This window comes from Curtobacterium sp. UNCCL20, from assembly GCF_900101675.1.
Lineage (GTDB): Bacteria > Actinomycetota > Actinomycetes > Actinomycetales > Microbacteriaceae > Curtobacterium.
On record NZ_FNKG01000001.1, the window covers coordinates 430,940 to 452,473 of the forward strand.

Consider the following 21,534-nt stretch of genomic DNA (forward strand, 5'->3'; position numbering starts at 1 on the left):
ACAGGTCCGCGTGACCGAACCAGACCACGACCGCCGGACCCCTGCGACGACCCGGCGGGTGCTCCTCGCGGGCGGCGTCGGACTCGGGATCGCGGGGGTGCTGGCTGCCTGCAGCCGACCGTCGCCGTCCCCCTCGACCTCACCGTCGGGAAGTGCGAGTGCGACGAGCGGTCCGACCCGGACACCCACCGCCAGCCCGACACCCGGCGGCCCGGACTCGTGGGACGCGCTCGCCGCCGCGGTCTCCGGCCGGCTGCTCCGCTCCGGGGCGGACGGGTGGGACACGGCGCGGCTCGTCGAGAACCCCCGGTACGACGACGCCGACCCGCAGGGCATCCTCCGCGCCTCCGGCACCGCCGACGTGCAGGCCGGCCTCGCCTTCGCCCGGAACACCCGGACCCCGGTCGCGCTGCGTGCCGGCGGGCACTCGTACACAGGGTGGTCCGCCGGGGGTGCGAGCGGCACCGACGTCCCACGGTCGCTCGTGATCAGCACGCAGGACCTCGACGGCATCGAGCTCCACGACGACGACGCCGTGACGATCGGTCCCGGAGCGCAGCTCGGCGACGTGTACGCCACGCTGGCGAAGGCCGGCCGGGCGATCGGCGCCGGCTCCTGCCCGACCGTCGGCATCGGCGGCCTGACCCTCGGCGGCGGCGTCGGCGTGCTCGTCCGGTCCTTCGGCCTGACGTGCGACCAGCTCACCGGTGTGACCCTCGTCACACCGGACGGCGCCGTGCACCAGGTGTCCGCGACCGCCGAGCCGGACCTGTTCTGGGCGTGCCGGGGCGGCGGGGGTGGGACCGTCGGCGTCGTCACCGCACTGACCTACCGGACGCAGGCCGCGCCTCCCGTCCTGCTCTTCACCATCTCCTTCCCCTGGTCGGCCGCTGCTGCGGTCGTCCGCGCCTGGCAGGACTGGGCGCCCGCCGCCGACCCGCAGCTCTGGTCGACGCTCAAGCTGCTGAACGGCTCGCGGCACACGTCCCCGACCGTCACCGTGACCGGCGTGTGGACCGGTGCGAAGACCGGCGCGGACGCGACCGTCGACGGCTTCATCCGCGCCACCGGTGCGACGCCGCTCGCGCACACCGCGCAGCAGCTCACCTACGGCGCTGCGATGTCGACCCTCGCCGGCAAGGCGCAGCGCGTGTCGGAGGCGGCGACGTCGTCGATCGGGAACGCGAAGCTGACCGACGCGCAGATCGCGACGCTGGTGCAGCACGCGGCCGCGGCCGGCGACGTGTCGGGCAACCGCGAGGGCGGCGTCGCACTCGACGCCCTGGGCGGCGTCGTCGCCGACGTCGGGCGGACCGACTCCGCGTTCCCGTGGCGCTCCGCGCTGATGACCGTGCAGTACACCGCGGTGTTCGCGGACGGGGCCGACCCGGCGCCGTTCGACGCCTACGTGCGGGGGTTCCGGAAGGCGATGCGCCCCGCGTGGGGCGACGCGGCGTACGCGAACTACTGCGATGCGGCGATCACCGACCCGGCGGACTACTTCGACGTGAACACCTCGCGCCTGCACCGGATCGCCGAGCAGGCGGATCCCACGGGGGTGCTGGCGCAGCCGCACTGGGTGTGACGCTCCGCCTCCCCGCGCGGACGGCCGTTGCGGTTGCCGTGGGCGCGGACGGCCGAGGCCGAGTCTCGGGCAGGCCGACAGTTCTCGGGCTCCCGGGCACGTGATGTGTCGCTGGGGCCGAGACTCGGGCCGGCTCGCGGCGGGCGGCGCACGGCCCCGCCGAGCGCGCGGCGCACCCCTACGATGACCGCATGGACATCGTCGACCTGGTGCTGCCGGACGCCGCAGCGTGGCGCGCCTGGCTCGACACCCACGAGGAGGACCCCGACGGTGTGTGGCTCGTCCTCGCGAAGAAGGGCACCACGGACCCGACGTCGATCACCTACGACCAGGCGCTCGACGAGGCCCTGTGCTCCGGGTGGATCGACGGGCAGAAGCGCGGCCGCGACGAGACCACGTTCCGGCAGCGGTTCACGCCGCGGCGGAAGGCGTCACTCTGGTCGCAGCGGAACATCGGCCTCGTCGCCACCCTGATCGCCGAGGGACGCATGCGCGACCGGGGTCAGGCGGAGATCGACCGGGCGAAGGACGACGGCCGGTGGGACCGTGCCTACGCCGGTGCCGCCACGGCCGAGGTGCCGGCGGACCTGCAGGCAGCGCTCGACGCGTCCCCGGCTGCTGCGGCGCTGTTCGCCGAGCTCGACCGGACGAACCGGTACGCCGTGCTGCACCGGATCACGACGGCACCGAGCGCCACCGCCCGGACGAACCGGCTGACGAAGCTCGTCGGCGGCCTCGAGCGCGGCGAGACTCCGTACCCGCGGAACGCCTGAGCCCGGGCCCAACCGCTACCGCAACCCGACCCGCAACCCCCGGTGGTCGCTGCCGTTCGCGGGGAGGACCTCGGTCGACGTCGTCTCGAGCCCGCGGACGAACACGTGGTCGATCCGGACAACGGGCAGCTGTGCCGGCCAGGTGAACCGGAACCCGCCTCCCTCGTCGAGCATCCTGGTCAGGGGCAGCATCTTCGGGTCCGTCGCCCCGCCGTTGAAGTCCCCGGCGACGACGAGCCGCCGGGCGTCGTCGCCCCGGACCGCGGTCGCCAGGGACGACAGCATCGTCGGTCGGCCGTCCTCGCCGCCGAGTCGCAGCGAGTCCATGTGCACGACGTAGAGCCGCACGTCACCGAGGCCGGTGTCGACCGTGACGCGGAGCGCCCGGGCCCAGCCGAGGCCGAGCGTCAGGGGTTCGCCGTGGCTCAGGGCCGTCCGACTCCACACGCCGATCGACCCGACCCGGTAGTGGTGCGGGTAGCGCTCGTCGAGCACGCCGGCGACCGCGTCGCCCGAGTCGGCTGTCAGCTCCTCGAGCGCGATGACGTCCGGCCGGTTCGACGCGATCGACCGTGCGGTGGCGGCTGGGTCCGCGTTCGCGGCCTCGACGTTCTGGGTGACGACCGTCAGACGAGGGGACCCCGCGGCGTCCGGCCGGAGCACGCCGGGCAGGATCGCGAGCGCCCATGCCGCTGCGAACGCCAGCGACAGCACGGCGATCCGCTTCGACCGGGTGCCGAGGGCGAGGACCGCGACGGGGACGAGCAGGAGTGCGAGCCAGGGGAGCAGCGACCCGATGACGGAGCCGGCGGTGCCGAGGACACCGAGCACGGCGGGGAGGACGAGGACGACGATCCCGGCGAGCAGCACGATCCCGACGACACCGATGACGAGCGAGCGGCCGGGACTCCGTCGTGGGGAACGGAAGGGCACCCGAGGAGCATACGAACCGGTCCTGACAGCGCGCGGGGGACACCGTTCCAGGGACCGTTCGACGGCGCGGCGTACACCGGTGACATGACCACAGGGACCGACACCACGAACCGTCCGGCCGCAGCGTCCGGCACATTCCGCATCGGCGGGGACCTCGAAGTCCACCGTCTCGGCTACGGCACCATGCAACTCACGGGTCCCGGCGTCTGGGGTCCGCCGAAGGACCACGACGAGGCCGTCCGCGTGCTGCAGCGCGCCGTCGACCTCGGCGTCGACTTCTTCGACACCGCCGACAGCTACGGCCCGTACGTCGCCGAGGAACTCCTCAAGGAGGCCCTGCACCCGTACGGCGACGACATCGTCATCGCCACCAAGGCCGGGCTGACCCGCACCGGCCCGAACAAGTGGCCGCCGGTCGGCCGCCCGGAGTACCTCCGGCAGGAGGCCGAGATGAGCCTCCGCCGCCTCGGCCTCGAGCGCATCGACCTGTTCCAGCTGCACCGCATCGACCCGAAGGTTCCGCTCGAGGACCAGGTCGGTGAGCTGAAGAAGCTGCAGGACGAGGGCAAGATCCGGCACATCGGGCTGTCCGAGGTCTCCGTCGACGAGGTCAAGGCGGCGCAGGAGATCGCGACGATCGTGACCGTGCAGAACCTCTACAACCTGCAGAAGCGTGACGCCGAGGAGCTCCTGGACTGGTCCGAGGAGCAGGGCATCGGCTTCATCCCGTGGTTCCCGCTCGCGACCGGCGGCCTGACCGGCGAGCACTCGCCGCTCACCGAGCTCGCCGAGCGGAAGGGTGCGACGCCCGCACAGCTCGCGCTCGCGTGGCTGCTCAAGCGCTCGCCGGTGATGCTGCCGATCCCGGGAACGTCGAGTGTCGCCCACCTGGAGGACAACCTCCAGGGAGCGACGGTCGAGCTGACGGACGAGGAGTTCGAGGAGCTGTCGAAGCTGGGGAGCTGACCGCACGTCGTCGACGTGACCAGGTGACGGACTGGAGGCCCGTGGCGACACCGCCACGGGCCTCCAGTCCGTCTGGCGCTTGCGCTTGCATACTCAGTATGGGCATACTGCGTATGTCCATAGTGGACACGACTGGGGGAAGACGTGAGCGTACGGATGGGCGTCCTGGCACTGCTGGTGCGGGGACCCGGCTACGGGTACCAGCTCCGGGGGGAGTTCGAGCACCGGACCGGCGGCAGCTGGCCGCTGAACATCGGGCAGGTGTACACGACCCTCGACCGCCTCGAGCGGGACGGTCTCGTCGCCCGCGGCGACACGGACGACGACGGCCACGTGGTCTACACCGCGACCGACGCCGGGCGCGACGAAGTCGCCCGCTGGTTCAGCGAGCCGGTCCCGCCGAAGCGCGGTCGCGACGAGCTCGCGATCAAGTTCGCGCTGGCCGTCACCGTCCCGGGTGTCGACGTGACGCACCTCGTGCAGGTGCAGCGGACGGCGGCGGTGCGGAACCTGCAGGACCTCACGCGGCTGAAGCGGACGGCGGACCCGTCCGAGGACCTCGCGTGGTCACTCGTCCTCGAGTCGATGCTCCTCCAGGCCGAAGCCGACGTCCGCTGGCTCGACCACGTCGAGTCGAGCGTCGCCCGGTACCGTCCGGACGAGCACCCGGCACCCGCGCAGCGGACGTCCTCCGCGCGCCCGACGTCGTCCGATGCGACCGCGCGGAGCGCACGGTGAACGCGGCGGCTCCGCTCCTCGAGCTCGACGCCGTCAGCGTGCAGTACGGCACCCGGAGCGAAGGCGGTCACCGCGCTGGCCGGCATCGACCTGCAGATCCGTCGCGGTGAGATGGTCGCGGTGATGGGGACGTCCGGGTCGGGCAAGTCGACCCTGCTCGCCTGCGCCGGCACGCTGCTCCCACCCACCAGCGGCGAGGTCGTCATCGACGGCGCCTGGGTCTCCGACCGACCGGCGAAGGACCTCGCTGCACTGCGGCGACGGCTCGTCGGGTTCGTCTTCCAGGACCTCAACCTCATCCCCTCGCTCACCGCGGTCGAGAACGTGGCACTGCCGCTCGAACTCGACGGTTGGAAGGCCTCACGCGCACGCCGAGCCGCGGAACTGGCACTCGAGAACGTCGAACTCGGCCACCGCGCCGACGCCTTCCCGGACGACCTGTCCGGCGGGCAGCAGCAGCGGGTGGCGATCGCCCGCGGTGTCGTCGGCGAGCGCCGCCTGGTGCTCGCCGACGAGCCGACCGGTGCGCTCGACTCGCAGACCGGCGAGGTCGTCCTGCGGATGCTGCGGCGGCACGTGGACGCCGGGGCCGGCGCCCTGCTGGTGACGCACGACGCCCGGCACGCGGCGTGGGCGGACCGGATCGTCTTCCTCCGCGACGGTCGCGTGGTGGACGAGACCGTGTACTCGGGCGTCGAGATGGCGCTCACGGACCGGACCGCCTCGTGAGCGGGCGTCGGCGCGCTGCCGACGCCGAGCCGACCGGCCGGGACCGTCCCGCCCGGACGGACCGTGGTCGGGACCGGACGCCGTTCGCATTCCGGCCCGCCCTGCGGCTCGGGCGGCGGCTGGCGTTCGCCAAGGCCGGACGGGCGGCGCTCATCGTCGCGCTGATCGGGATCCCGGTGGCCGGGTTCGCCGCGGTCTCCGTCGTGGTCCAGTCGACGCAGCCCACGACCGCCGAGCACCTCCGCTACGACCTCGGGCACGCTGCGGCGCAGATGACCGTGATGGGTCCGGATCTGCCCGGTATGCGGCAGGACCCGGTGAGCTGGCAGAGCACCGACACCGTGAAGGGCAGTCCGGCGTCGAAGGACGACGGCAGCGCCCGGTCGGTGAACGTCCTCGACCACGTGCCCGGTGGCGCGGTGTCGATCCCGGTGGCCTCCACCGCGGTCGTGCTGGCCGGGCCGAAGGGCCCGGTCGGGATCCAGGCCGTCGAGGGCGCGGTGTGGTCGACGGTGCTCGACGGGCACTGGCACGTGCTCGACGGCGCCGCACCGAGCCGGCGGGACGAGCTGATGGTCACCCCGGCCACGCTCCGACGCCTCGGAGCGTCGATCGGCGACACCGTCGACCTCACGGACCCGGTGACGAAGCGGTTCACCATCACCGGGACGATGCGCGACCTCGCCAGTGACGCCGACGCCCAGGGCGTGTTCCTGCCGTGGGGGACGACGCTCGCACCGGCCACGGGTGAGGACCGCACCGGCGCCACCGACGTCACCGTCTACCTGGCTTCCGACGCGCCGACCTGGTCGGAGATCCAGCGGCTGAACGCCCGCGGGATCGCCGTGGAGTCGCGACCGGTCGTGCTCGACCCGCCGGACGCACGGCTGTCGAGCGGGCAGGTCGGCTCGTCACTCGGGTGGTACCTGGGCGCGCTCGGGCTCCTCGGCGTCTTCGCGATGTTCGAGGTCGCCCTGCTCGCCGGTGCCGCGTTCCTGGTCGGCACGCGCGCAGACACCCGTTCGTACGCGATCGTGACGAGCGTCGGCGGGGACCGGCGGTTCGTCCGGACGATCGTCGCCGGGTCCGGACTGGTGCTCGGCGTCACCGGGGCGGTACTCGGGGTCGGGCTCGGGACCGTGATCGGGATCGTCGCGTTCCGGCTGATGGACAACGGCAACGTCGCGACGTGGCCCGGGCTGCACGTGCCGGGGCTCCTGCTCCTCTCGATCGGTGCCGCCGGGGTGCTCGCGGGGCTCGTGTCCGCCCTGGTCGCCGCCCGGGCCGCGACGCGGATCAACGTCCTCGCAGCCCTCCGCGGCTCGCTCCGTCCGGCATCGGCGAACCCCCGGGCCGAACGCCGCCGCCGCGTCTGGGCGCCGCTCCTCATCGGCGTCGGGACCGTGATGACGCTCGCCTGCGGCGTCGGGGTGCTCGTGCTCAACGACCGACCCGTCCAGCACGACCAGTGGGCGCTCCTGGTCGGCGCCGGGGTCGCCATCGGACCGTGCCTCGTGCAGGGCGGTGTCGCCATGTGCTCCCCGTGGCTCCTCGCACTCGTCGCGCGGCTCTCGACGCGACTCGGGCTGTCCGCCCGGCTCGCAGCGCGGGACGCCCGCCGCAACCCGGTGCGCACGGTGCCGGTCCTGGCGAGCGTGATGAGCGTGGTGTTCGTGGCGTCGGTCGCGATCACCTGGAGCGCGTCCTCCCACGCGCAGTTCCTCCGCGACTACGAGTACAACACCGCGGTCGGCGTGGCGACGGCGGACGTGTCACTGTCGGACGACGACGGGAACTCCCTCGGCTTCGACCCGGCCGTGACCGAGCACGCAGCCAAGGTCGTCTCCGGGGTCCTGACCCACGACGCCGTCCGCGTGCTCGGTGCCGTGCCGGAGCAGGCCGGGGACCGTCCGTCGACGGTGGTGCTCCCGCACGACTGGGCCACCACGTCGTGCCCGGTGAACAACACCACGACGTGCGCGCGGTACCTGCAGTCGACCGGCACCACGTCACCGCACATCTGGACGGGCACGATCGACGACTACGGGCTGCTCACCGGACACCGGCCGTCCGCCGCCGTGCGGGACGCGCTCGCACAGGGGAAGGCGGTGTCGCTCTGGCCCGAGTACGCGCACGACGGCGCAGTGCGGCTCGACACCTTCCGCGGGCAGACCTGGGACAGCCCGGTGATCACCCGCTCGACGAAGCCGGACGCCTCGACGACGATCCCCGCCGTCCTCGACGTGCAGACACCCCGGATCCAGGTCGGCGTGTTCATGACCCGCGAGACGGCGGTGCAGTACCGGGTCCCCGCGGTGGACGGCATGCTCGTCACCGAACTGCCCGCCGCGCTGACGCCGACGCAGTGGGACGAGCTGTCATCGGCGTGGCAGGGCTCCGGCGGGGCCGACCGTGACCGCTGGGGCGGGCCGAACTTCACGTACGAGACCGGTCCCGTGGACGCGCAGGGCATCGTGAAGGCGCTCGTGCTCGCACTGGCGGCCGCGGTGACGATCGGGGCCACCGCGGTCGCGATCGGCCTGGCACGATCGGACGGCCGGCGGGACGACGAGGTCCTCGACGCCGTCGGAGCCGCCCCGGTGCTCCGGCGACGGGTGTCGGCGTGGCAGGCCGCGATCCTCACCACGGTCGGCGCGGTGATCGGCACGCTCCTCGGGCTGTTGCCCATCCGGGCGCTGACGCTGCGGTTCACGGCCGGCCCGGTCGGCACCTCGCACCTGCCGTTCGTGGCGGACTGGCCGGTGCTCGCGCTCCTCGCACTCGGACTCCCGCTCCTGGTGACGGTGGGCACGTGGCTGACCGCGGGCCGGAGCCGGCGGGTCGCCGTCCGCCGCACGCTGTGACCGGAGCACCCGGGACACCTGGGAACGGCCGCGAGGACCCACAGCCAGCCGCCCGGTTCCCCAGGTCTGGGGACTGGTACCGGACCCCGATCCGCGGGATACATGGAGTCGTGTCCCGCACCCGTCGGCTCGCGCTCGCCGCGAGCATCGTCACCTCCGCCTGCCTCGTCGCCGCCGGCACGTTCGTCGTCGTCTCCGCCAGGACCGCCTCGGCCGAGAGCACCGGCGCAGCGGCGGCCGCCGTGCACGGTCCAGCGGCCGCCGGTCCAGGGGCGGCCGCCGGCCGCACCTCCGTGGAACCCGCGGACACCCGAGCGGGCGGCCGTATCCCGGTCCGTGACCAGGTCATCCGCGGCCCCCTCGGCTCCGGAGCGCGGCCCGACGCGGTCACCTTCGCCTACGCCGGCGACTCGATCACCGCACGACCGGACTCGTGGTTGCACGTCCTCGAGTCCGACGTTCGTCTCCATGCCGTCGGCGGGTACGCCCACAGCGGGTACCGCGCCGACCAGGTGCTCCACGAGATCGGTCCGGTGCCGAGCGCAGACGTGCTGGTCGTGGAGCTCGGCACGAACGACGTGAACCAGGCGGTCCCGAACGCCACCACGATCGCGAACATCAACGCCCTCGTCCGGAAGGTCGGGGCGAAGCGCGTCCTCGTCGTCGCCGGACCGCCGTCGGACTGGACCTCCAGCCGCTGGGGCGCCGACCGCCGGACCGGGCAGATCGTGCTGAGCCGTGCACTGGAACACGACGCCACGGAGCACGGCTGGTCCTCCGTCGACCCGTTCGTGGAGTTCCGTGCGACCGACGGAGCGTGGGTGCGAGGGTCATCGCCGGACGGCATCCACGGCACGGCCGCGACCAACGTCGTCGTGGCCCGGGTGATGGCAGCGGCGATCACGACCGCTGCGGAGTGACCGCCGTGGAGTGACGGCCGCGGAGTGACGGTCGGACATCCACAAAGAAGTCACTGCAAAGAAATGCTTGCAAAGGTTTCTTTGCAGTCGTAGTCTCGGAGCATGGCCCCCGAAGCACGCCTCCTCGACCTCCCGTCGATGAAGGCCCTGAACCACCCCCTGCGCACCCAGCTCTTCAACGAGCTCGCCGCACACGGCCCCGCGACGGCCACGACCCTGGCCGATCGCGTGGGAGAGTCAACCGGCTCGACCAGTTACCACCTTCGCCAGCTCGAGAAGCACGGCTTCATCGAAGAGGTCGAGGGCCGCGGGAACGGCCGTGAACGGTGGTGGCGCCGGGTGCCCGTCGCCGTCCAGACCAACTACTCGGACACGCCCGCGGGCGTCGCCGCAGCACGGCTCGTCGCCACCGGATCGAACGACTTCGCCGAGCAGATCGTGCGTGAGTTCATCGCCCGCGACCAGGAGACGATGGATGCCCGGTGGCGTGACGCGAGCGACCTCTCGGTCGCGATCATGCGGCTCCGACCCGAGGAACTGGTCGAACTGATGGACGGTCTCCACGCCGTCGTCGAGACATTCCGCCAGCGGCATGTGCTCGACGACGACTCCGACGCGGACACGAAACGCGTCTTCGTCCGCCTCGCGGCGGTACCGATCTTCGACCACGAACCGCAGGGATCATGAGCGCAGCACTCCACCTCGAACACGTCGGCCCGGTCGAACGGACCGCGCACCGCATCGGCCTCGCGCTGCTCCACTGGAGCGAGTCGCGCGCCGCCCGCACCAGCACCCCCACGAGCCCCGCCGCAGTGCGCGACCGGACGACGGCTCGGCTCGCCTTCGAGCAGCGCACCGCACTGGAGGCACGCCACCGGCACTGGGACGAGCTCGCCTCCGCCGCGCCCCGTCTTCGCTGATCCGGCGACCTCACGGATGGTCGCGACGACGACCTCTCACGGTGCCGGCGGGCACCGGGGGCGGAAGAAGTCCGAGTAGGTCGGATCGCTCGGGAGGAGGCTGTGCATCTGTGCGCGCGTCTCGACGAGGTCCCGGATCTCGGCAGGGCTCCGGAGTCCGACTGCGTGCCAGGCCTCCGCTGCACGGAGATCGGGGTCGTCGCTGAGCGTGTCGGACCGGAACGACACGTTCATCCCCGAGCCGACCACCACTGGGCGACGAGCCGAGCGACTGCGTCCGTCTCCAGCACCACGCGGTGCACTTCGCGAAGCAGGAGCGGTCGGGTCGACAGGGACGCCCCCTGCAGCAGGTCATCGAGACTCACCGCCCCCTCCGGACCGTCGACCCCCTCGAGGATCGCGTGGAAGACGACGATGGCGGCAGTGACGTGCTGGTCGGATCCCGCGCCCTTGCCAGGCTTCCTCCGGAGGCCCCGTCGATGCACCGGCAGCGCCGCGATCGTGCTGGCGACAAGTTCGATCACCTCGGTGGAGGCCGGATCCAGACCGATTCCGGTGACAGCCGTGCGAAGCGCCGAGGTGCCTCCGAGCGACGACACACTCCCATGCGACGGGAGCTGCGCCCGCTCCTCAACCGTCATCGCCCGCACGACGAGCATGCGCTGCTCGCATGGTCCTGACGTGTGCCTGGGTCGCACGCCCCAGCAGGCGGAGCCCTCCCGCGAGGGCCGCACCGTCCCGGGCGAGCAACGCCGCACGGAATGCCTCGAGCTGATCTCGGACGTCCCAGTAGTGGAATCCCGCAGCGGTCAGGAAGAGGAAGCGGCACCGCGTGAGCAGTTGGACCGCCGCCTCTTCGAACAGCGCGTTCGGGGTCGCCGTGAGCAACTGGCCGATGAAGTCGTCGACCGCGAAGTTGAGACCGACCGGATCGCCACGTTCCGCGGCTTCCCGGAGGTCCTCGAGCACGTCGCAGAGCGCGGCGACCTCGTCGTCCCGCATGTCGGGGACACTCCACCGGGCAGCGAGTTCCGCGTACGCGAAGAGCAGTTGGAGGGCTTGGTCGAACTCCTCGGCGCTCGGCTGGGCGACTGTTGCCCGCCCGTCGGGCGCGATGGTGACGAGGTGTTCGTCCGACAACCGGTGCAGCGCCTTCGCCACCATCGGTTCCGTCACGTCGAACGACTGGCAGATGTCGCGGCTGTCGAGCTGCTGACCGGACGGGAGACGGCCTGCGACGATCAAGCTCAGGATCTGCTCGTACAGCGGGTCGTCGTGCGAGGTCGGCAACAGGATCCATTCCGTGCGTGGAGCGTTCATCGACCTACCTCCCCCTCCGTTCTTGCTTCCGGATCCTTCCGGGATCGACGGAGGACCAGGAGTGCGCCGGTGCCGATGCACGCGCTCGCGAGCAGGAGGAGCCCCGCGAGTCGAGCACCCGGGACACCGGTGAAGGCGAGCTCGCGGAGTGTGCTCGCGTCGGTCATCGGTGCGGCCGGGAGAACGCCGCCCACAGCGGTGGAGGCGACCCGGACCCGGAAGACCGTCAGGGGCGAACGGTTCCCGGCGGCGTCGACCGACCATGCGGTGAGACCTGCCGATCCCGACTCGAGCGCGGGCCTGAGCGAACACTCCCAGCGGCCGTCGCCTCGCACGGTGGCGGTGCAGTGCGAACCGTCGTCGCCGGAGACCGTCGTGGTGCTCCCAGGCTCGCCCGTGCCGGAGATCGGTCCTGCACCGGACGGGAGCAGGGAAGGAGAGGTGATGATCGGCCGCGCAGGCGCGACGGTGTCGAGCACGAACGTCGTCCGTGCGGGCTCGCTCTCGTTGCCTGCGCCGTCGCTCGCGGTTGCCTCGATCGTGTACCGACCGTCCTCGAGCGCCGACAGCGTGCAGGTCCACTCGCCACGTGAATCGGCCTTCGCGATGCACACGACACCGGCGCCGGCCAGCGTCACCGTGATGCTCGAGCCGGGTTCGGCCGTTCCGGTCACCGTCGGTGATCGATCGTTGACCTGAGAACCGTTCGAGGGTCCGGTGATGCTGGGCACGGCCGGCGCAGTGCGATCCGGAGAGACCACCTCCGCAACCACGGAGGGAGAGACGTTCCCGGCGTCATCGGTCGCCGCCACTGCGATGCTGTTCGGCCCTTCCGGGAGAGGATCGGTCGTCGAACAGGTCCAGGTACCGGTGTCGTCGGCTGCCACACGGCACAGCTCACTCCCGTCGGCAGCCGTGACCATGACGGTCGATCCTGCTTCAGCGGTCCCCGAGAGGGGTCCGGTGGCGGACGGTAGTGCCGTCGTCGTCACCGACGGTGCGGCTGGTGGGGCGGTGTCGACGCGCAGCGCCACCGGGGCGCTCGATGCCGTCGCTCCGAGTGCGTTCGACGCGATCGCCCGAAGCGTGTTGTCGCCGTCCGGGAGCGCTCCGTCGGGTTCGCAGGACCATCGTCCGTCTGGCGCGACCGTCGAGGTGCAGACCGTCCTGCCCTCGTCGTCCTGCACCGTGACCGCGTCCCCCGGACTCCCCTGGCCAGCGACGACGGGACGAGGGTCGTTCGTGACGGTGCCCTCGCCGGGCGAGGTGATGCTCGGGACGCCGGGCGCGGCCACGAGGTGGACCTGGCTGACGGCGGTGATCCCGTCGACCGTCGCCGCGGTGACCGCGGCGTCCCCGGCCACCGCGTTCGCTGCGATCGGGAGCGATCCTCCGATCGATCCGTCCGCGTCGGTGTGCAGCGTCACGGAGCCCACCGGGCTGCCGCTCTGGTCGGTGATCGTCACCGAGACGTCCGTGTCGGGCGGGAACCCACCGATCGTGACCGCGACGGACGTACCGACCGACGCTTCCGGAGCGCCGACGGCGAGTGTGGGAGTCGGGCAGGCCGCGGCATCCTGCGTGGACGCTGCGCCGTACATGGAGAACCCGGCGGTGACCACGTCCGTCGTGCCGAGGGGGTCGGTCGACGGCGAGGTGGGGAGCGTCTCCACACGTCGGAGGGTGCCGTCCGCCCCGGCGAGGTACACGGTGCCCCCGGAGAAGGCAGCGCCGTAGGACACGGGCACTGAGCCGATGACCGTCGACGTACCGTCCGGAAGGAGCCGGACGAGGAAGTCGTCCGAGCTCGAGACGTTCGCAGCGACTGCGAGGAGGTCGCCGTCGCCGAGGACGAAGAAGTCACCTGCTGAGGTGTAGCCAGCTGGCAGTGCGCGTTCGTAGGTCGTGCTCGCGCCGGTGACGGGGTCGATCTCGTACAACACGGACGAGCCCTGGATGCCTGCGAGAAGCAGACCGCTCGGGAGCGAGGACAGACCGTTGGGGCCGCCGGGTACCGGTCCGGAGATCGCGACCACGTCCGAGGCCGCCCCGGTCGCGGGGTCGAGCTCCTCGATCCGTGGCGTGCCGTAGAGCGGTGCTCCGTACAGCGTGCCGTCTGCACCGTAGGCGATGTCCCCGAGCACGTCCACGGTCGTGGCCGTCGAGAGGAGCGTGCCACTGACGCTGTAGGTGTCGAGCTGGTTCCCCGCTCCGTTGACGGTGAGAGCAGCGGGTGTCCCGCACCCGGGTACGGCGGCCGCCGCCGCGCCCGGTACCGCAGTGGCAGCGATCAACCCTGCGGGGACCAGCGCCGCGATCACAGCCCAAGTCGGTACATGCCGTGTGAACACCATCGTGCAGCTCCATCGCTCGCGGGTCCACCACAACGGCGTGGCGGTACCCGATGGGCACAGACCGTATCCGCGTTCGCGCGCTGTGCAAATCGCAAGTGATATTGATATGGAGCGCTCGTGAGCGACTTCGGTAGCGAGACGGTCCAGGACAGACTGGAGGCGCGTGGCCGGGTCACCACGCGCCTCCAGTCCGTCTGGGACCCGTCCCGGTCAGGCCGGCAGCGGCTCCGCGTACGTGCGGAAGTCGCCGCGCTCGGTGTGGATCGCCCACAGGCGCTCGGCGATCGACTCCCCGGAGTGCTCCGGCTTCCCGTCGTCGATGCCGAACGGGATGATGAGCTGGCCGACGTGGACCTGCTCCTCGCGGACGGCGTCGTGGAGGAGCTGGGCGTACGCGCTCTCACCCGCGAAGGCGACCGACGTGCCGGTGACCCGAGCGCCGGGACGCACGGCGCTCCCGCCGTTCACGAACAGGATCGTGCCGTGGCCGATCGCACGCATCCCGGGCAGGACCTGGCGGACCGCGTTCACCGATCCGTAGACCGAGAACTCGATCGGACCGACCAGGTCCTCGGCGGTGGTCTCGAGCACGGGCCGCATGTACTCCTTCGCGGGGAGCGGGCTGTACTGCAGCACCTCGATCGGGCCGAGCTGCTCCGTGGCCTGCTCGAGCGCGTGGCGGAGGGAGTCACCGTCGCGGACGTTCGCCGCGAAGCCGGCCGCCTGGTGGCCCTGCGCGCGGAGCGAGGCGGCGAGCTCGTCGAGTCGCGCCTGGTTGCGGGAGATCAGGGCGACGGCGAACCCTTCGCGGGCGAAGCGCCCCGCGACGGCGAGCCCGAGGCCCTTGCCGGCGCCGACGATTGCGATGGTGGTCATGCGGTGGTACCTCCGGTGTACTGCTCGTCCGTGACGTGCTCGAGCCAGGTGGTGGTGGTCGTGGGGTCGTCCGCCGAGTCGAGCATGGCCAGGTGCTCCATGGGATCGGTGGGGGTGGCACCGTGCCAGTGCTCCTCGCCGGCGGGGGTGTAGACGGTCTGTCCAGCCTGGACCTCGATGACGTCGCCGTCCCGGGTCCCCATGCGCGCGACACCCTCGGTCACGTGCAGTGTCTGGCCCTTGGCGTGCGAGTGCCACGCGGTCCGGGCACCGGGCAGAAAGCGGACCCTGGCGACGGTCATCGTCTGACCGTCCTCACGCGGCGAGGCGATGGCGTCGAGGTACACGTCCCCGGTGAACTGCTCGGGCGGGTTCTTGACCGTCGGCTGCTTCGGTTGGATCTCCATGTCGCCGACGGTAGGCCGCCTGGCGCACCCGAGGGAGGGGCGGACGGAACCCCTCAGGCGATTCCCGAGCGCAGCGTGTGTGATCGACGGACGACCAGGGAGGCTCACCGTGGACACCACGCCGCACCGTAGGCGGATCCGACGCATCTGGCCCGTCGCGGGGCTCGCCGCGGTCGCAGCGCTCGCTCTGGCCGGCTGCACCGACGACTCGGCGCGGACGCTCGAGGGCACGGCATCGGCGAGCGCCGCCCCGACGAACCCGACCGCGGGAGGGCCCCAGCCGGGCGGCGAGACGAGCGACATCGTCACCGGCCTGGACGCGCCGTGGTCGGTGGTCCGCACCGGGGACGGCGACGACGCCCTGATCAGCGAGCGCGACTCGGCGAAGGTGCTCGAGTTGACCGCCGCGGGGAAGACGCGCACGGTCGGCACCGTCGAGGGTGTCAGCCACGGCGGGGAGGGCGGTCTGCTCGGACTCGCGCTGCACGAGGGTGACCTGTTCGTCTACTCGACCGCCGAGGGCGGCAACCGGATCCAGCGGTACGAGCTCACCGGGACCACCGGCTCGTACGGGCTCGGTGCGGCGACGACGGTGGTGGACGGCCTCCCGTCGAACAGCTTCCACAACGGCGGGCGCATCGCGTTCGGCCCGGACGGGATGCTCTACGCGAGCGTCGGGGACGCCGGCGACGGCGAGGACGCGCAGGACCGCGACTCCCTGGCGGGCAAGATCCTCCGGTTCACGCCGGACGGCCAGGTCCCCGGCGGCAACCCGTTCCGGGGCTCGCCGGTGTGGAGCCTCGGGCACCGGAACGTGCAGGGCATGGCGTGGACGGCCGACGGCACGATGTTCGCCTCGGAGTTCGGGCAGGACACCTGGGACGAGCTCAACGTCATCGAGAAGGGACAGGACTACGGCTGGCCGGAGGTCGAGGGGAAGGGCGGCGAGGACCAGGGCTTCGTGGACCCGGTGCAGCAGTGGTCGACCGACGATGCCTCGCCGAGCGGCATCACGGTGATCGACGACACCGTGTTCATCGCGAACCTCCGCGGCGAGGTGGTGCGCGCGGTCCCGGCTTCGGCGCCGACGACGTCGACGGAGTTCTTCGCGGGTGACTTCGGTCGGATCCGGACGGTCCTGGCCGGGCCGGAGGGGGCACTCTGGTTCGTCACGAACAACACCGACGGCCGCGGCGACCCCACGGCGGGCGACGACCGGATCGTGTCCGTCCCCCTCGCCACGAGCTGACCGGGCGAGCCGGGCGACCCGGGCCGGCGGCACCGGACGGGGGTTCCGGCAGCACCTCGCTCCCGCCCCGACGGGACGGCTACCGTGACGGCATGGACCACCGCGACGAAGCCCGCGACTTCCTCTCCAGCCGTCGCGCCCGCATCACCCCGGAGCAGGCCGGCGTCGAGACCTTCGGCACCCGTCGCCGTGTCACCGGACTCCGCCGTGAGGAAGTGGCTCGGCTCGCCGGCGTCAGCATCGACTACTACACGCGGCTCGAGCGGGGGAACCTGCAGGGCGTCTCGGACAGCGTCCTCGACGCCATCGCCGGCGCACTGCAGCTCGACTCCGCCGAGCACGAGCACCTGCGGGACCTCGCGCGGCACCAGAACGCGACACCCCGCCGTGCCGGACGGGTGACACCGGTCGCCGCGGTCCGTCCGGAGCTGCAGTACCTGCTCGACGCGGTGACCGACGCCCCGGCGATGATCATCAACAACCGGCAGGACATCGTCGCCGCGAACGCGCTCGGCTGGGCGATGCACTCCGACCTCGTGACGGCGTCGGCTCGGCCGATCAACTTCGGACGGTTCATCTTCCTCGACCCGCAGGCCCGGAACTTCTACCTCGACTGGCAGCGAGCGGCGCACACGAACGTCGCGATCCTGCGCCGCGAGGCGGGTCGGACGCCGAACGACCCCGAGCTCGCGGCGCTGATCGGCGAGCTGTCGATGCGGAGCGACGACTTCCGGGAGCTGTGGGCATCGCACGACGTCCGCCGGCACTACGCGGGCGTGAAGTCCTTCCGGCACCCCGTCGTCGGCGACCTCGAGCTGCACTTCCAGACGCTCGAGCTCGCCGAGGACCCGGGTCTCTCGCTGACGATCTACCCGGCGACGCCGTCGTCGCCGACAGCGGACGCGCTGCGGGTGCTCGCCTCGTGGGCAGCGACGGAACGGATCGCGGAACGCGCGCGCGAACTCGCCTGACGGGGTGGTCGCGACCACGGCGGCCTGGAGGCGCGGGGCGGGCCCGACCCGCGCCTCCCGGCCGTCACCTGGTCGCGTCAGGCCTCCGGGATCACCCGCTCGAAGCGGCTCGCGTCCGCCCCGTCGGGATCGGGACCGTTCCGACGGCCCGTGTCGAGACCGTCCAGCGACGCGAGCTCCTCGTCCGACAGGACGAAGTCGAAGAGGTCGAAGTTCTCGGCGATGCGGCCCGGGTTCGTCGACTTCGGGATCGCGTTCCGGCCCTGCTGGACGTGCCACCGCAGCATGACCTGCGCCGGCGTCTTGCCGTGCGCCTCGGCGACGGCCCGGATCGTGGGGTCGTCCATGACGCTGACCCGCTCGTCGCCCCAGCCCGGGTAGAAGGTGATCCCGCCGATGGGCGACCAGGCCTGGTCGAGGATGCCGTGCTCGGCGTCCGCGCGTTGCACGTCCGGCTGGGTGAAGTACGGGTGCAGCTCGATCTGGTTGAGCGCCGGGACGACCTCGGTCTGCTCGAGCAGCGAGCGGAGGTGGTGCGGCATGAAGTTGCTCACGCCGATCGAGCGGACGCGCCCGTCGGCGTACAGGGTCTCGAGGGCCTCGTACGCCTGCACGGTGCGGTCGAACCGGTCCGGAGCGGGCTGGTGGAGGATCAGCACGTCGATCGTGTCGAAACCGAGCTTGCCGGTGGCCTTGTCGAAGGCGTGCAGCGTCTCGTCGTAGCCGAAGTCGGAGACCCAGATCTTGGTCTCGACGACGATGTCGTCGCGGTCGACGCCGGAGGCGCGGATGCCGTCGCCGACCTCGCGCTCGTTGCCGTGCGCGGGTGACGGGTACCAGCAACCCCTGCTCCGCGCAGCCGAACGGACCTACCGTGGAGGCATGGACACGACCACCGAAGTGCGGGACTTCCTCCGCACCCGCCGCGAGCGCCTGACGCCGCAGCAGGTCGGCCTGCCCGACTTCGGCGGCGCCCGACGCGTCAAGGGGCTGCGCCGCGAGGAACTCGCCCTCATCGCGGGCATGAGCGTCGACTACTACATCCGGCTCGAGCGCGGGAACCTCACCGGCGTCTCGGAGAGCGTCCTCGAGTCGCTCTCGCGCGCGCTCCGCCTGGACGACGCCGAGCACGCACACCTGTTCGACCTCGCCCGCACGCAGAACGCCTCGGCCACCACCCGTCGCCGCACCCCGACGTCGAAGGTGCGGCCGAACGTCCAGCGGGTGCTCGACTCGATGACCGCTCCGGCCTGGGTCCGGAACGGCCGGTCGGACTTCCTCGCCGGCAACGCCCTCGCCCGCGCGCTCTACTCGCCGCTGTTCCTCGAGCCGTCCGGCACCCCGAACTCCGCCCGCTTCGCCTTCCTCGACCCCCGCGGACGGGAGTTCTGGCGCGACTGGGACGTCGTCGCGAGCGACATGGTCGCCGTGCTCCGCGCCGAGGCCGCCCGCACCCCGTACGACAAGGGACTCACCGACCTCATCGGGGAGCTCTCGACCCGCAGCGAGGAGTTCCGGCAGCGGTGGGCCGCGCACGACGTGACGCGGCACCGCACCGGGCAGAAGCGGGTGCACCACCCGGAGGTCGGCGACCTCGACCTCACCTACGAGGCGATGGAGCTGGTCACCGACACCGGTCTGACCCTCGTCGTCTACAGCACCGAACCCGGCTCACCGTCCGAGGAGCGCCTGCAGCTGCTCGCGAACCTGGTGGCCACCACGGCCGTGACCGTCCCGGGGCGCCCAGTCGTCCCGGAACCGGAGGAAGCATGAGCGAGACCGAGTCGATCGAGACCACCGCCCGCGCTGCCAATCGCTCGTTGGTCGGACGGCTCCGGTTCTGGCTGCGGGCCGAGCGGGAGATCCACGAACTCACCCGCGACCGCGAGCGCGAGGACCGGGTGTACGACGCGGCCGCGGTGCACCTCGCGCCCGGGCCGTGGCAGATCGCCCAGCTGTTCCGGCGGCGCCGGTGACCGCGGGCGCCGGGATGACCCGCGGCCGGACACTGCTCTTCGCGATCGCCGGGGGAGCGGCCGTCGGCAACCTGTACTGGTCGCAGCCGCTCCTCGACGACATCTCGTCCTCGCTCGACACGTCGGCCGCCGTCGCCGGGCTGCTGGTCACCCTGACCCAGGTCGGGTACGCGCTCGGCATCCTGCTCGTCGTGCCCCTCGGCGACGTGCTCGACCGCCGGAAGCTCGTGCCCGCGGTCCTCGTCGCTTCGGCCGTGGCGCTCCTCGGTGCCTCGCTCGCCCCGACGTTCGCAACGATGCTCGTCGCCCTGGCCCTCGTCGGGCTGACCACCGTCGCCGGGCAGCTCCTCATCCCGCTCGCCGGCGACCTCGCCGACCCGGCTGCGCGCGGCCGGGTGGTCGGCACGATCGCGTCCGGCGTCCTGACCGGGATCCTGGTCTCGCGGACCGTCAGCGGACTCGTCGCGGACGCGTTCGGGTGGCGGGCGATCTACGTCGTCGCGGCGGTCGCCGCCCTGGTGTTCGCGGTGCTGCTCCGGCGGGCGATCCCCGAACTCGAGCGGCGTGACCGGGTGCCGTACCCGACGCTCATCGCCTCGGTGTTCCGTGCCGTCGCCGCACACCGGTCCGTGCAGGTCACCCTGGTGATCAGCGCGACCGTGTTCGCGGTGTTCACGATGTTCTGGACCGCGCTGACCTTCCTGCTCAGCGCCGCACCCTACGAGTACTCCACCACCGGCATCGGCCTGGTCGGGTTGGCCGGGCTCGCCGGGGCGGTCGCCGCGCAACGGGTGGGACGCCTGCACGACCGGGGGCTGTCGGTGCCGGTCACCGGGGCGGCACTCGTGCTCGTGCTCGTCTCCCTCGTGATCGCCGGCATCGGTGCGCGGTCGATCGTGGTGGTCCTGGTGGCCGTCGTCCTGCTCGACGTCGGGGTGCAGGCCGCCAACGTCCTCAACCAGACCCGGCTCTTCGCCGTCGACCCGGCCGCCCGGAGCCGCCTCAACACGGCGTTCGTCACCGGCAACTTCATCGGCGGCGCGATCGGCTCGGCCGTGGCGTCGGTGCTCTGGAACGTCGGCGGGTGGACCGCGGTCACCGTCGGCGGCGCGGTCCTGATCGGCTTCGCGGTCACCGTGTGGGCCGTGCACCGTCGTCGGGCCCTCGTCGTCCGGTCGCCCCGCTCAGGGGTGCGGACAACACCTCCCTCCTGCGCGGTGCCGGTCGTAGCGTCGACGGCATGAGCATCACCGAGACCGATCCCGAGTTCGCCCGGTACTCCGCCGCCTTCGTCGAGGAGACGCTGCAGCACGCCGCGCTCAGCGTGCACGACCGGTTTGTCGTACAGCTCGGCGCCGTCGTCGCGGTCCGGGCGCACGGAGCGTTCCGTGACCTGCTGGGTGCCGCGCTCGACGAGTCGGTGGCACCGGTGGCGGCGAAGGAGGTCGTCTACCAGGCGGTCGCCTACGTCGGGTTCGCCCGCGCGTCGGAGTTCGTCGGCATCGCCAACGAGGTCCTGACGGCGCGCGGGGTGGCCCTGCCGCTCCCGGGGCAGTCGACGACCACGCCGGAGAACCGGCTCGACCGGGGCCGGTCGGTCCAGGGCGCCGTCGTCGGGTCGGACGTCGTCGACTCGCTGTACGAGAACGCGTCCGAGGACACACTGCACTTCCAACGGTTCCTGTCCGGCAACTGCTTCGGCGACACCGTCGGGCGGAGCGGACTCGACCTGCGGACGCGGGAGCTCCTGACCTTCGCGATGCTCGTCGCACTCGGCGGCGCGGACAGCCAGGCGCGCAGCCACGTCGCCGCCAACCTGCGGGTCGGGAACACCCGCGCTGACCTGCTGGGCGTCCTCACCGTGCTCGTGCCCTGGATCGGCTACCCGCGGACGCTCAACGGCCTGGCCGCGGTGAACGAGGGCGCGCCGGCTGTCTGACTCGACGACCGGGC

General features: G+C 72.1%; 20 protein-coding genes and 2 pseudogenes. 15 read left to right on the forward strand and 7 right to left on the reverse strand.

The genetic code is table 11. From position 1 onward, the window contains the following. The first annotated feature begins 10 nt into the window (after nucleotides 1-10). Nucleotides 11-1,585 (forward strand): FAD-binding oxidoreductase, encoded by a 1,575-nt coding sequence (locus BLT36_RS02100; RefSeq protein ID WP_175529441.1) that lies wholly within the window; start codon nucleotides 11-13, stop codon nucleotides 1,583-1,585. 191 nt (nucleotides 1,586-1,776) lie between these two features. Then, nucleotides 1,777-2,358, forward strand: coding sequence for a YdeI/OmpD-associated family protein (locus BLT36_RS02105; RefSeq protein ID WP_092091511.1), 582 nt, complete (start codon nucleotides 1,777-1,779; stop codon nucleotides 2,356-2,358). Nucleotides 2,359-2,373: 15 nt separating this feature from the next. On the opposite strand, the gene BLT36_RS02110 is transcribed toward BLT36_RS02105, so the two are convergent. After that, on the reverse strand, nucleotides 2,374-3,291 hold the full coding sequence (locus BLT36_RS02110; protein ID WP_175529442.1) for an endonuclease/exonuclease/phosphatase family protein: 918 nt from the start codon (nucleotides 3,289-3,291) through the stop codon (nucleotides 2,374-2,376). An 84-nt stretch (nucleotides 3,292-3,375) separates the two neighbouring features. On the opposite strand from BLT36_RS02110, the gene BLT36_RS02115 reads away from it, so the two are divergent. The 7 genes and pseudogenes from BLT36_RS02115 (at nucleotide 3,376) to BLT36_RS02145 (ending at nucleotide 10,428) form a co-directional block, all read left to right on the forward strand. Beyond that, on the forward strand, nucleotides 3,376-4,257 hold the full coding sequence (locus BLT36_RS02115) for an aldo/keto reductase (RefSeq protein ID WP_092094229.1): 882 nt from the start codon (nucleotides 3,376-3,378) through the stop codon (nucleotides 4,255-4,257). Nucleotides 4,258-4,401: 144 nt separating this feature from the next. Next, nucleotides 4,402-4,995 carry a PadR family transcriptional regulator gene (locus BLT36_RS02120; RefSeq protein WP_092091513.1) on the forward strand — a complete coding sequence of 198 codons (594 nt, stop codon included), beginning with the start codon at nucleotides 4,402-4,404 and terminating at the stop codon, nucleotides 4,993-4,995. Nucleotides 4,996-5,033: 38 nt separating this feature from the next. Then, nucleotides 5,034-5,724, forward strand: a pseudogene (locus tag BLT36_RS02125) (ABC transporter ATP-binding protein). Further along, nucleotides 5,721-8,588, forward strand: a complete 2,868-nt coding sequence (locus BLT36_RS02130; protein WP_092091515.1) for an ABC transporter permease — start codon at nucleotides 5,721-5,723, stop codon at nucleotides 8,586-8,588. Before BLT36_RS02125 ends, BLT36_RS02130 begins: the two are co-directional and overlap by 4 nt. A gap of 110 nt (nucleotides 8,589-8,698) precedes the next feature. Continuing rightward, nucleotides 8,699-9,508 (forward strand): SGNH/GDSL hydrolase family protein, encoded by an 810-nt coding sequence (locus tag BLT36_RS02135; RefSeq protein WP_139166319.1) that lies wholly within the window; start codon nucleotides 8,699-8,701, stop codon nucleotides 9,506-9,508. Between the two features lie 102 nt (nucleotides 9,509-9,610). Next, nucleotides 9,611-10,195, forward strand: coding sequence for a helix-turn-helix domain-containing protein (locus tag BLT36_RS02140; RefSeq protein WP_092091519.1), 585 nt, complete (start codon nucleotides 9,611-9,613; stop codon nucleotides 10,193-10,195). Beyond that, a complete protein-coding gene (locus BLT36_RS02145) occupies nucleotides 10,192-10,428 on the forward strand; it encodes a hypothetical protein (protein WP_092091521.1) in 237 nt (78 codons plus the stop codon). The genes BLT36_RS02140 and BLT36_RS02145 overlap by 4 nt, the downstream gene beginning before the upstream one ends. A gap of 230 nt (nucleotides 10,429-10,658) precedes the next feature. Here BLT36_RS02145 and BLT36_RS02155 read toward each other — a convergent pair whose 3' ends face one another. The 5 genes from BLT36_RS02155 to BLT36_RS02170 all read right to left on the reverse strand — a co-directional run bounded on the left by BLT36_RS02155 (nucleotide 10,659) and on the right by BLT36_RS02170 (nucleotide 15,385). Then, nucleotides 10,659-11,087, reverse strand: a complete 429-nt coding sequence (locus tag BLT36_RS02155) for a hypothetical protein (RefSeq protein WP_092091525.1) — start codon at nucleotides 11,085-11,087, stop codon at nucleotides 10,659-10,661. Further along, nucleotides 11,059-11,748 carry a GntR family transcriptional regulator gene (locus BLT36_RS02160; RefSeq protein ID WP_175529443.1) on the reverse strand — a complete coding sequence of 230 codons (690 nt, stop codon included), beginning with the start codon at nucleotides 11,746-11,748 and terminating at the stop codon, nucleotides 11,059-11,061. The genes BLT36_RS02155 and BLT36_RS02160 overlap by 29 nt, the downstream gene beginning before the upstream one ends. Next, nucleotides 11,745-14,069 (reverse strand): Ig-like domain-containing protein, encoded by a 2,325-nt coding sequence (locus BLT36_RS18250; protein WP_139166320.1) that lies wholly within the window; start codon nucleotides 14,067-14,069, stop codon nucleotides 11,745-11,747. Before BLT36_RS18250 ends, BLT36_RS02160 begins: the two co-directional genes overlap by 4 nt. A 243-nt stretch (nucleotides 14,070-14,312) precedes the next feature. Next, nucleotides 14,313-14,978, reverse strand: a complete 666-nt coding sequence (locus BLT36_RS02165; protein ID WP_092091529.1) for an SDR family NAD(P)-dependent oxidoreductase — start codon at nucleotides 14,976-14,978, stop codon at nucleotides 14,313-14,315. Then, a complete protein-coding gene (locus BLT36_RS02170; RefSeq protein WP_092091531.1) occupies nucleotides 14,975-15,385 on the reverse strand; it encodes a (R)-mandelonitrile lyase in 411 nt (136 codons plus the stop codon). The genes BLT36_RS02165 and BLT36_RS02170 overlap by 4 nt, the downstream gene beginning before the upstream one ends. 109 nt (nucleotides 15,386-15,494) lie before the next feature. On the opposite strand from BLT36_RS02170, the gene BLT36_RS02175 reads away from it, so the two are divergent. After that, on the forward strand, nucleotides 15,495-16,634 hold the full coding sequence (locus BLT36_RS02175; RefSeq protein WP_254787282.1) for a PQQ-dependent sugar dehydrogenase: 1,140 nt from the start codon (nucleotides 15,495-15,497) through the stop codon (nucleotides 16,632-16,634). A gap of 92 nt (nucleotides 16,635-16,726) precedes the next feature. Beyond that, entirely contained in the window at nucleotides 16,727-17,605 is an 879-nt protein-coding gene (locus BLT36_RS02180) for a helix-turn-helix transcriptional regulator (RefSeq protein ID WP_092091535.1), read from the forward strand. A gap of 77 nt (nucleotides 17,606-17,682) precedes the next feature. On the opposite strand, the pseudogene BLT36_RS02185 reads toward BLT36_RS02180, so the two are convergent. Further along, nucleotides 17,683-18,429, reverse strand: a pseudogene (locus tag BLT36_RS02185) (aldo/keto reductase); the annotation flags it as partial. A 58-nt stretch (nucleotides 18,430-18,487) separates the two neighbouring features. On the opposite strand from BLT36_RS02185, the gene BLT36_RS02190 reads away from it, so the two are divergent. From BLT36_RS02190 to BLT36_RS02205, 4 genes are read left to right on the forward strand one after another with little or no spacing between them, the layout of a single operon-like run. After that, complete coding sequence (locus BLT36_RS02190; RefSeq protein WP_092094231.1) at nucleotides 18,488-19,378, forward strand: helix-turn-helix domain-containing protein; 891 nt, start codon at nucleotides 18,488-18,490, stop codon at nucleotides 19,376-19,378. Beyond that, a complete protein-coding gene (locus BLT36_RS02195; RefSeq protein ID WP_092091539.1) occupies nucleotides 19,375-19,581 on the forward strand; it encodes a hypothetical protein in 207 nt (68 codons plus the stop codon). The genes BLT36_RS02190 and BLT36_RS02195 overlap by 4 nt, the downstream gene beginning before the upstream one ends. Further along, nucleotides 19,578-20,825, forward strand: coding sequence for an MFS transporter (locus BLT36_RS02200; protein WP_254787284.1), 1,248 nt, complete (start codon nucleotides 19,578-19,580; stop codon nucleotides 20,823-20,825). Before BLT36_RS02195 ends, BLT36_RS02200 begins: the two co-directional genes overlap by 4 nt. Further along, the gene (locus BLT36_RS02205) at nucleotides 20,822-21,520 is read left to right on the forward strand and encodes a carboxymuconolactone decarboxylase family protein (protein ID WP_092091541.1); all 699 of its coding nucleotides are present in this window, start codon (nucleotides 20,822-20,824) and stop codon (nucleotides 21,518-21,520) included. The genes BLT36_RS02200 and BLT36_RS02205 overlap by 4 nt, the downstream gene beginning before the upstream one ends. Nucleotides 21,521-21,534: the final 14 nt, after the last annotated feature.

What these genes read in the sequence shown, in the direction of transcription:
- BLT36_RS02165 (WP_092091529.1), bottom strand. Translation starts at nt 14,978, where the DNA reads ATGACCACCATCGCAATCGTCGGCGCCGGCAAGGGCCTCGGGCTCGCC.
- BLT36_RS02160 (WP_175529443.1), bottom strand. Translation starts at nt 11,748, where the DNA reads ATGAACGCTCCACGCACGGAATGGATCCTGTTGCCGACCTCGCACGAC.
- BLT36_RS02155 (WP_092091525.1), bottom strand. Translation starts at nt 11,087, where the DNA reads ATGCTCGTCGTGCGGGCGATGACGGTTGAGGAGCGGGCGCAGCTCCCG.
- BLT36_RS02115 (WP_092094229.1), top strand. Translation starts at nt 3,376, where the DNA reads ATGACCACAGGGACCGACACCACGAACCGTCCGGCCGCAGCGTCCGGC.
- BLT36_RS02195 (WP_092091539.1), top strand. Translation starts at nt 19,375, where the DNA reads ATGAGCGAGACCGAGTCGATCGAGACCACCGCCCGCGCTGCCAATCGC.
- BLT36_RS02140 (WP_092091519.1), top strand. Translation starts at nt 9,611, where the DNA reads ATGGCCCCCGAAGCACGCCTCCTCGACCTCCCGTCGATGAAGGCCCTG.
- BLT36_RS02190 (WP_092094231.1), top strand. Translation starts at nt 18,488, where the DNA reads ATGGACACGACCACCGAAGTGCGGGACTTCCTCCGCACCCGCCGCGAG.
- BLT36_RS02105 (WP_092091511.1), top strand. Translation starts at nt 1,777, where the DNA reads ATGGACATCGTCGACCTGGTGCTGCCGGACGCCGCAGCGTGGCGCGCC.
- BLT36_RS02205 (WP_092091541.1), top strand. Translation starts at nt 20,822, where the DNA reads ATGAGCATCACCGAGACCGATCCCGAGTTCGCCCGGTACTCCGCCGCC.
- BLT36_RS02170 (WP_092091531.1), bottom strand. Translation starts at nt 15,385, where the DNA reads ATGGAGATCCAACCGAAGCAGCCGACGGTCAAGAACCCGCCCGAGCAG.
- BLT36_RS02180 (WP_092091535.1), top strand. Translation starts at nt 16,727, where the DNA reads ATGGACCACCGCGACGAAGCCCGCGACTTCCTCTCCAGCCGTCGCGCC.
- BLT36_RS02145 (WP_092091521.1), top strand. Translation starts at nt 10,192, where the DNA reads ATGAGCGCAGCACTCCACCTCGAACACGTCGGCCCGGTCGAACGGACC.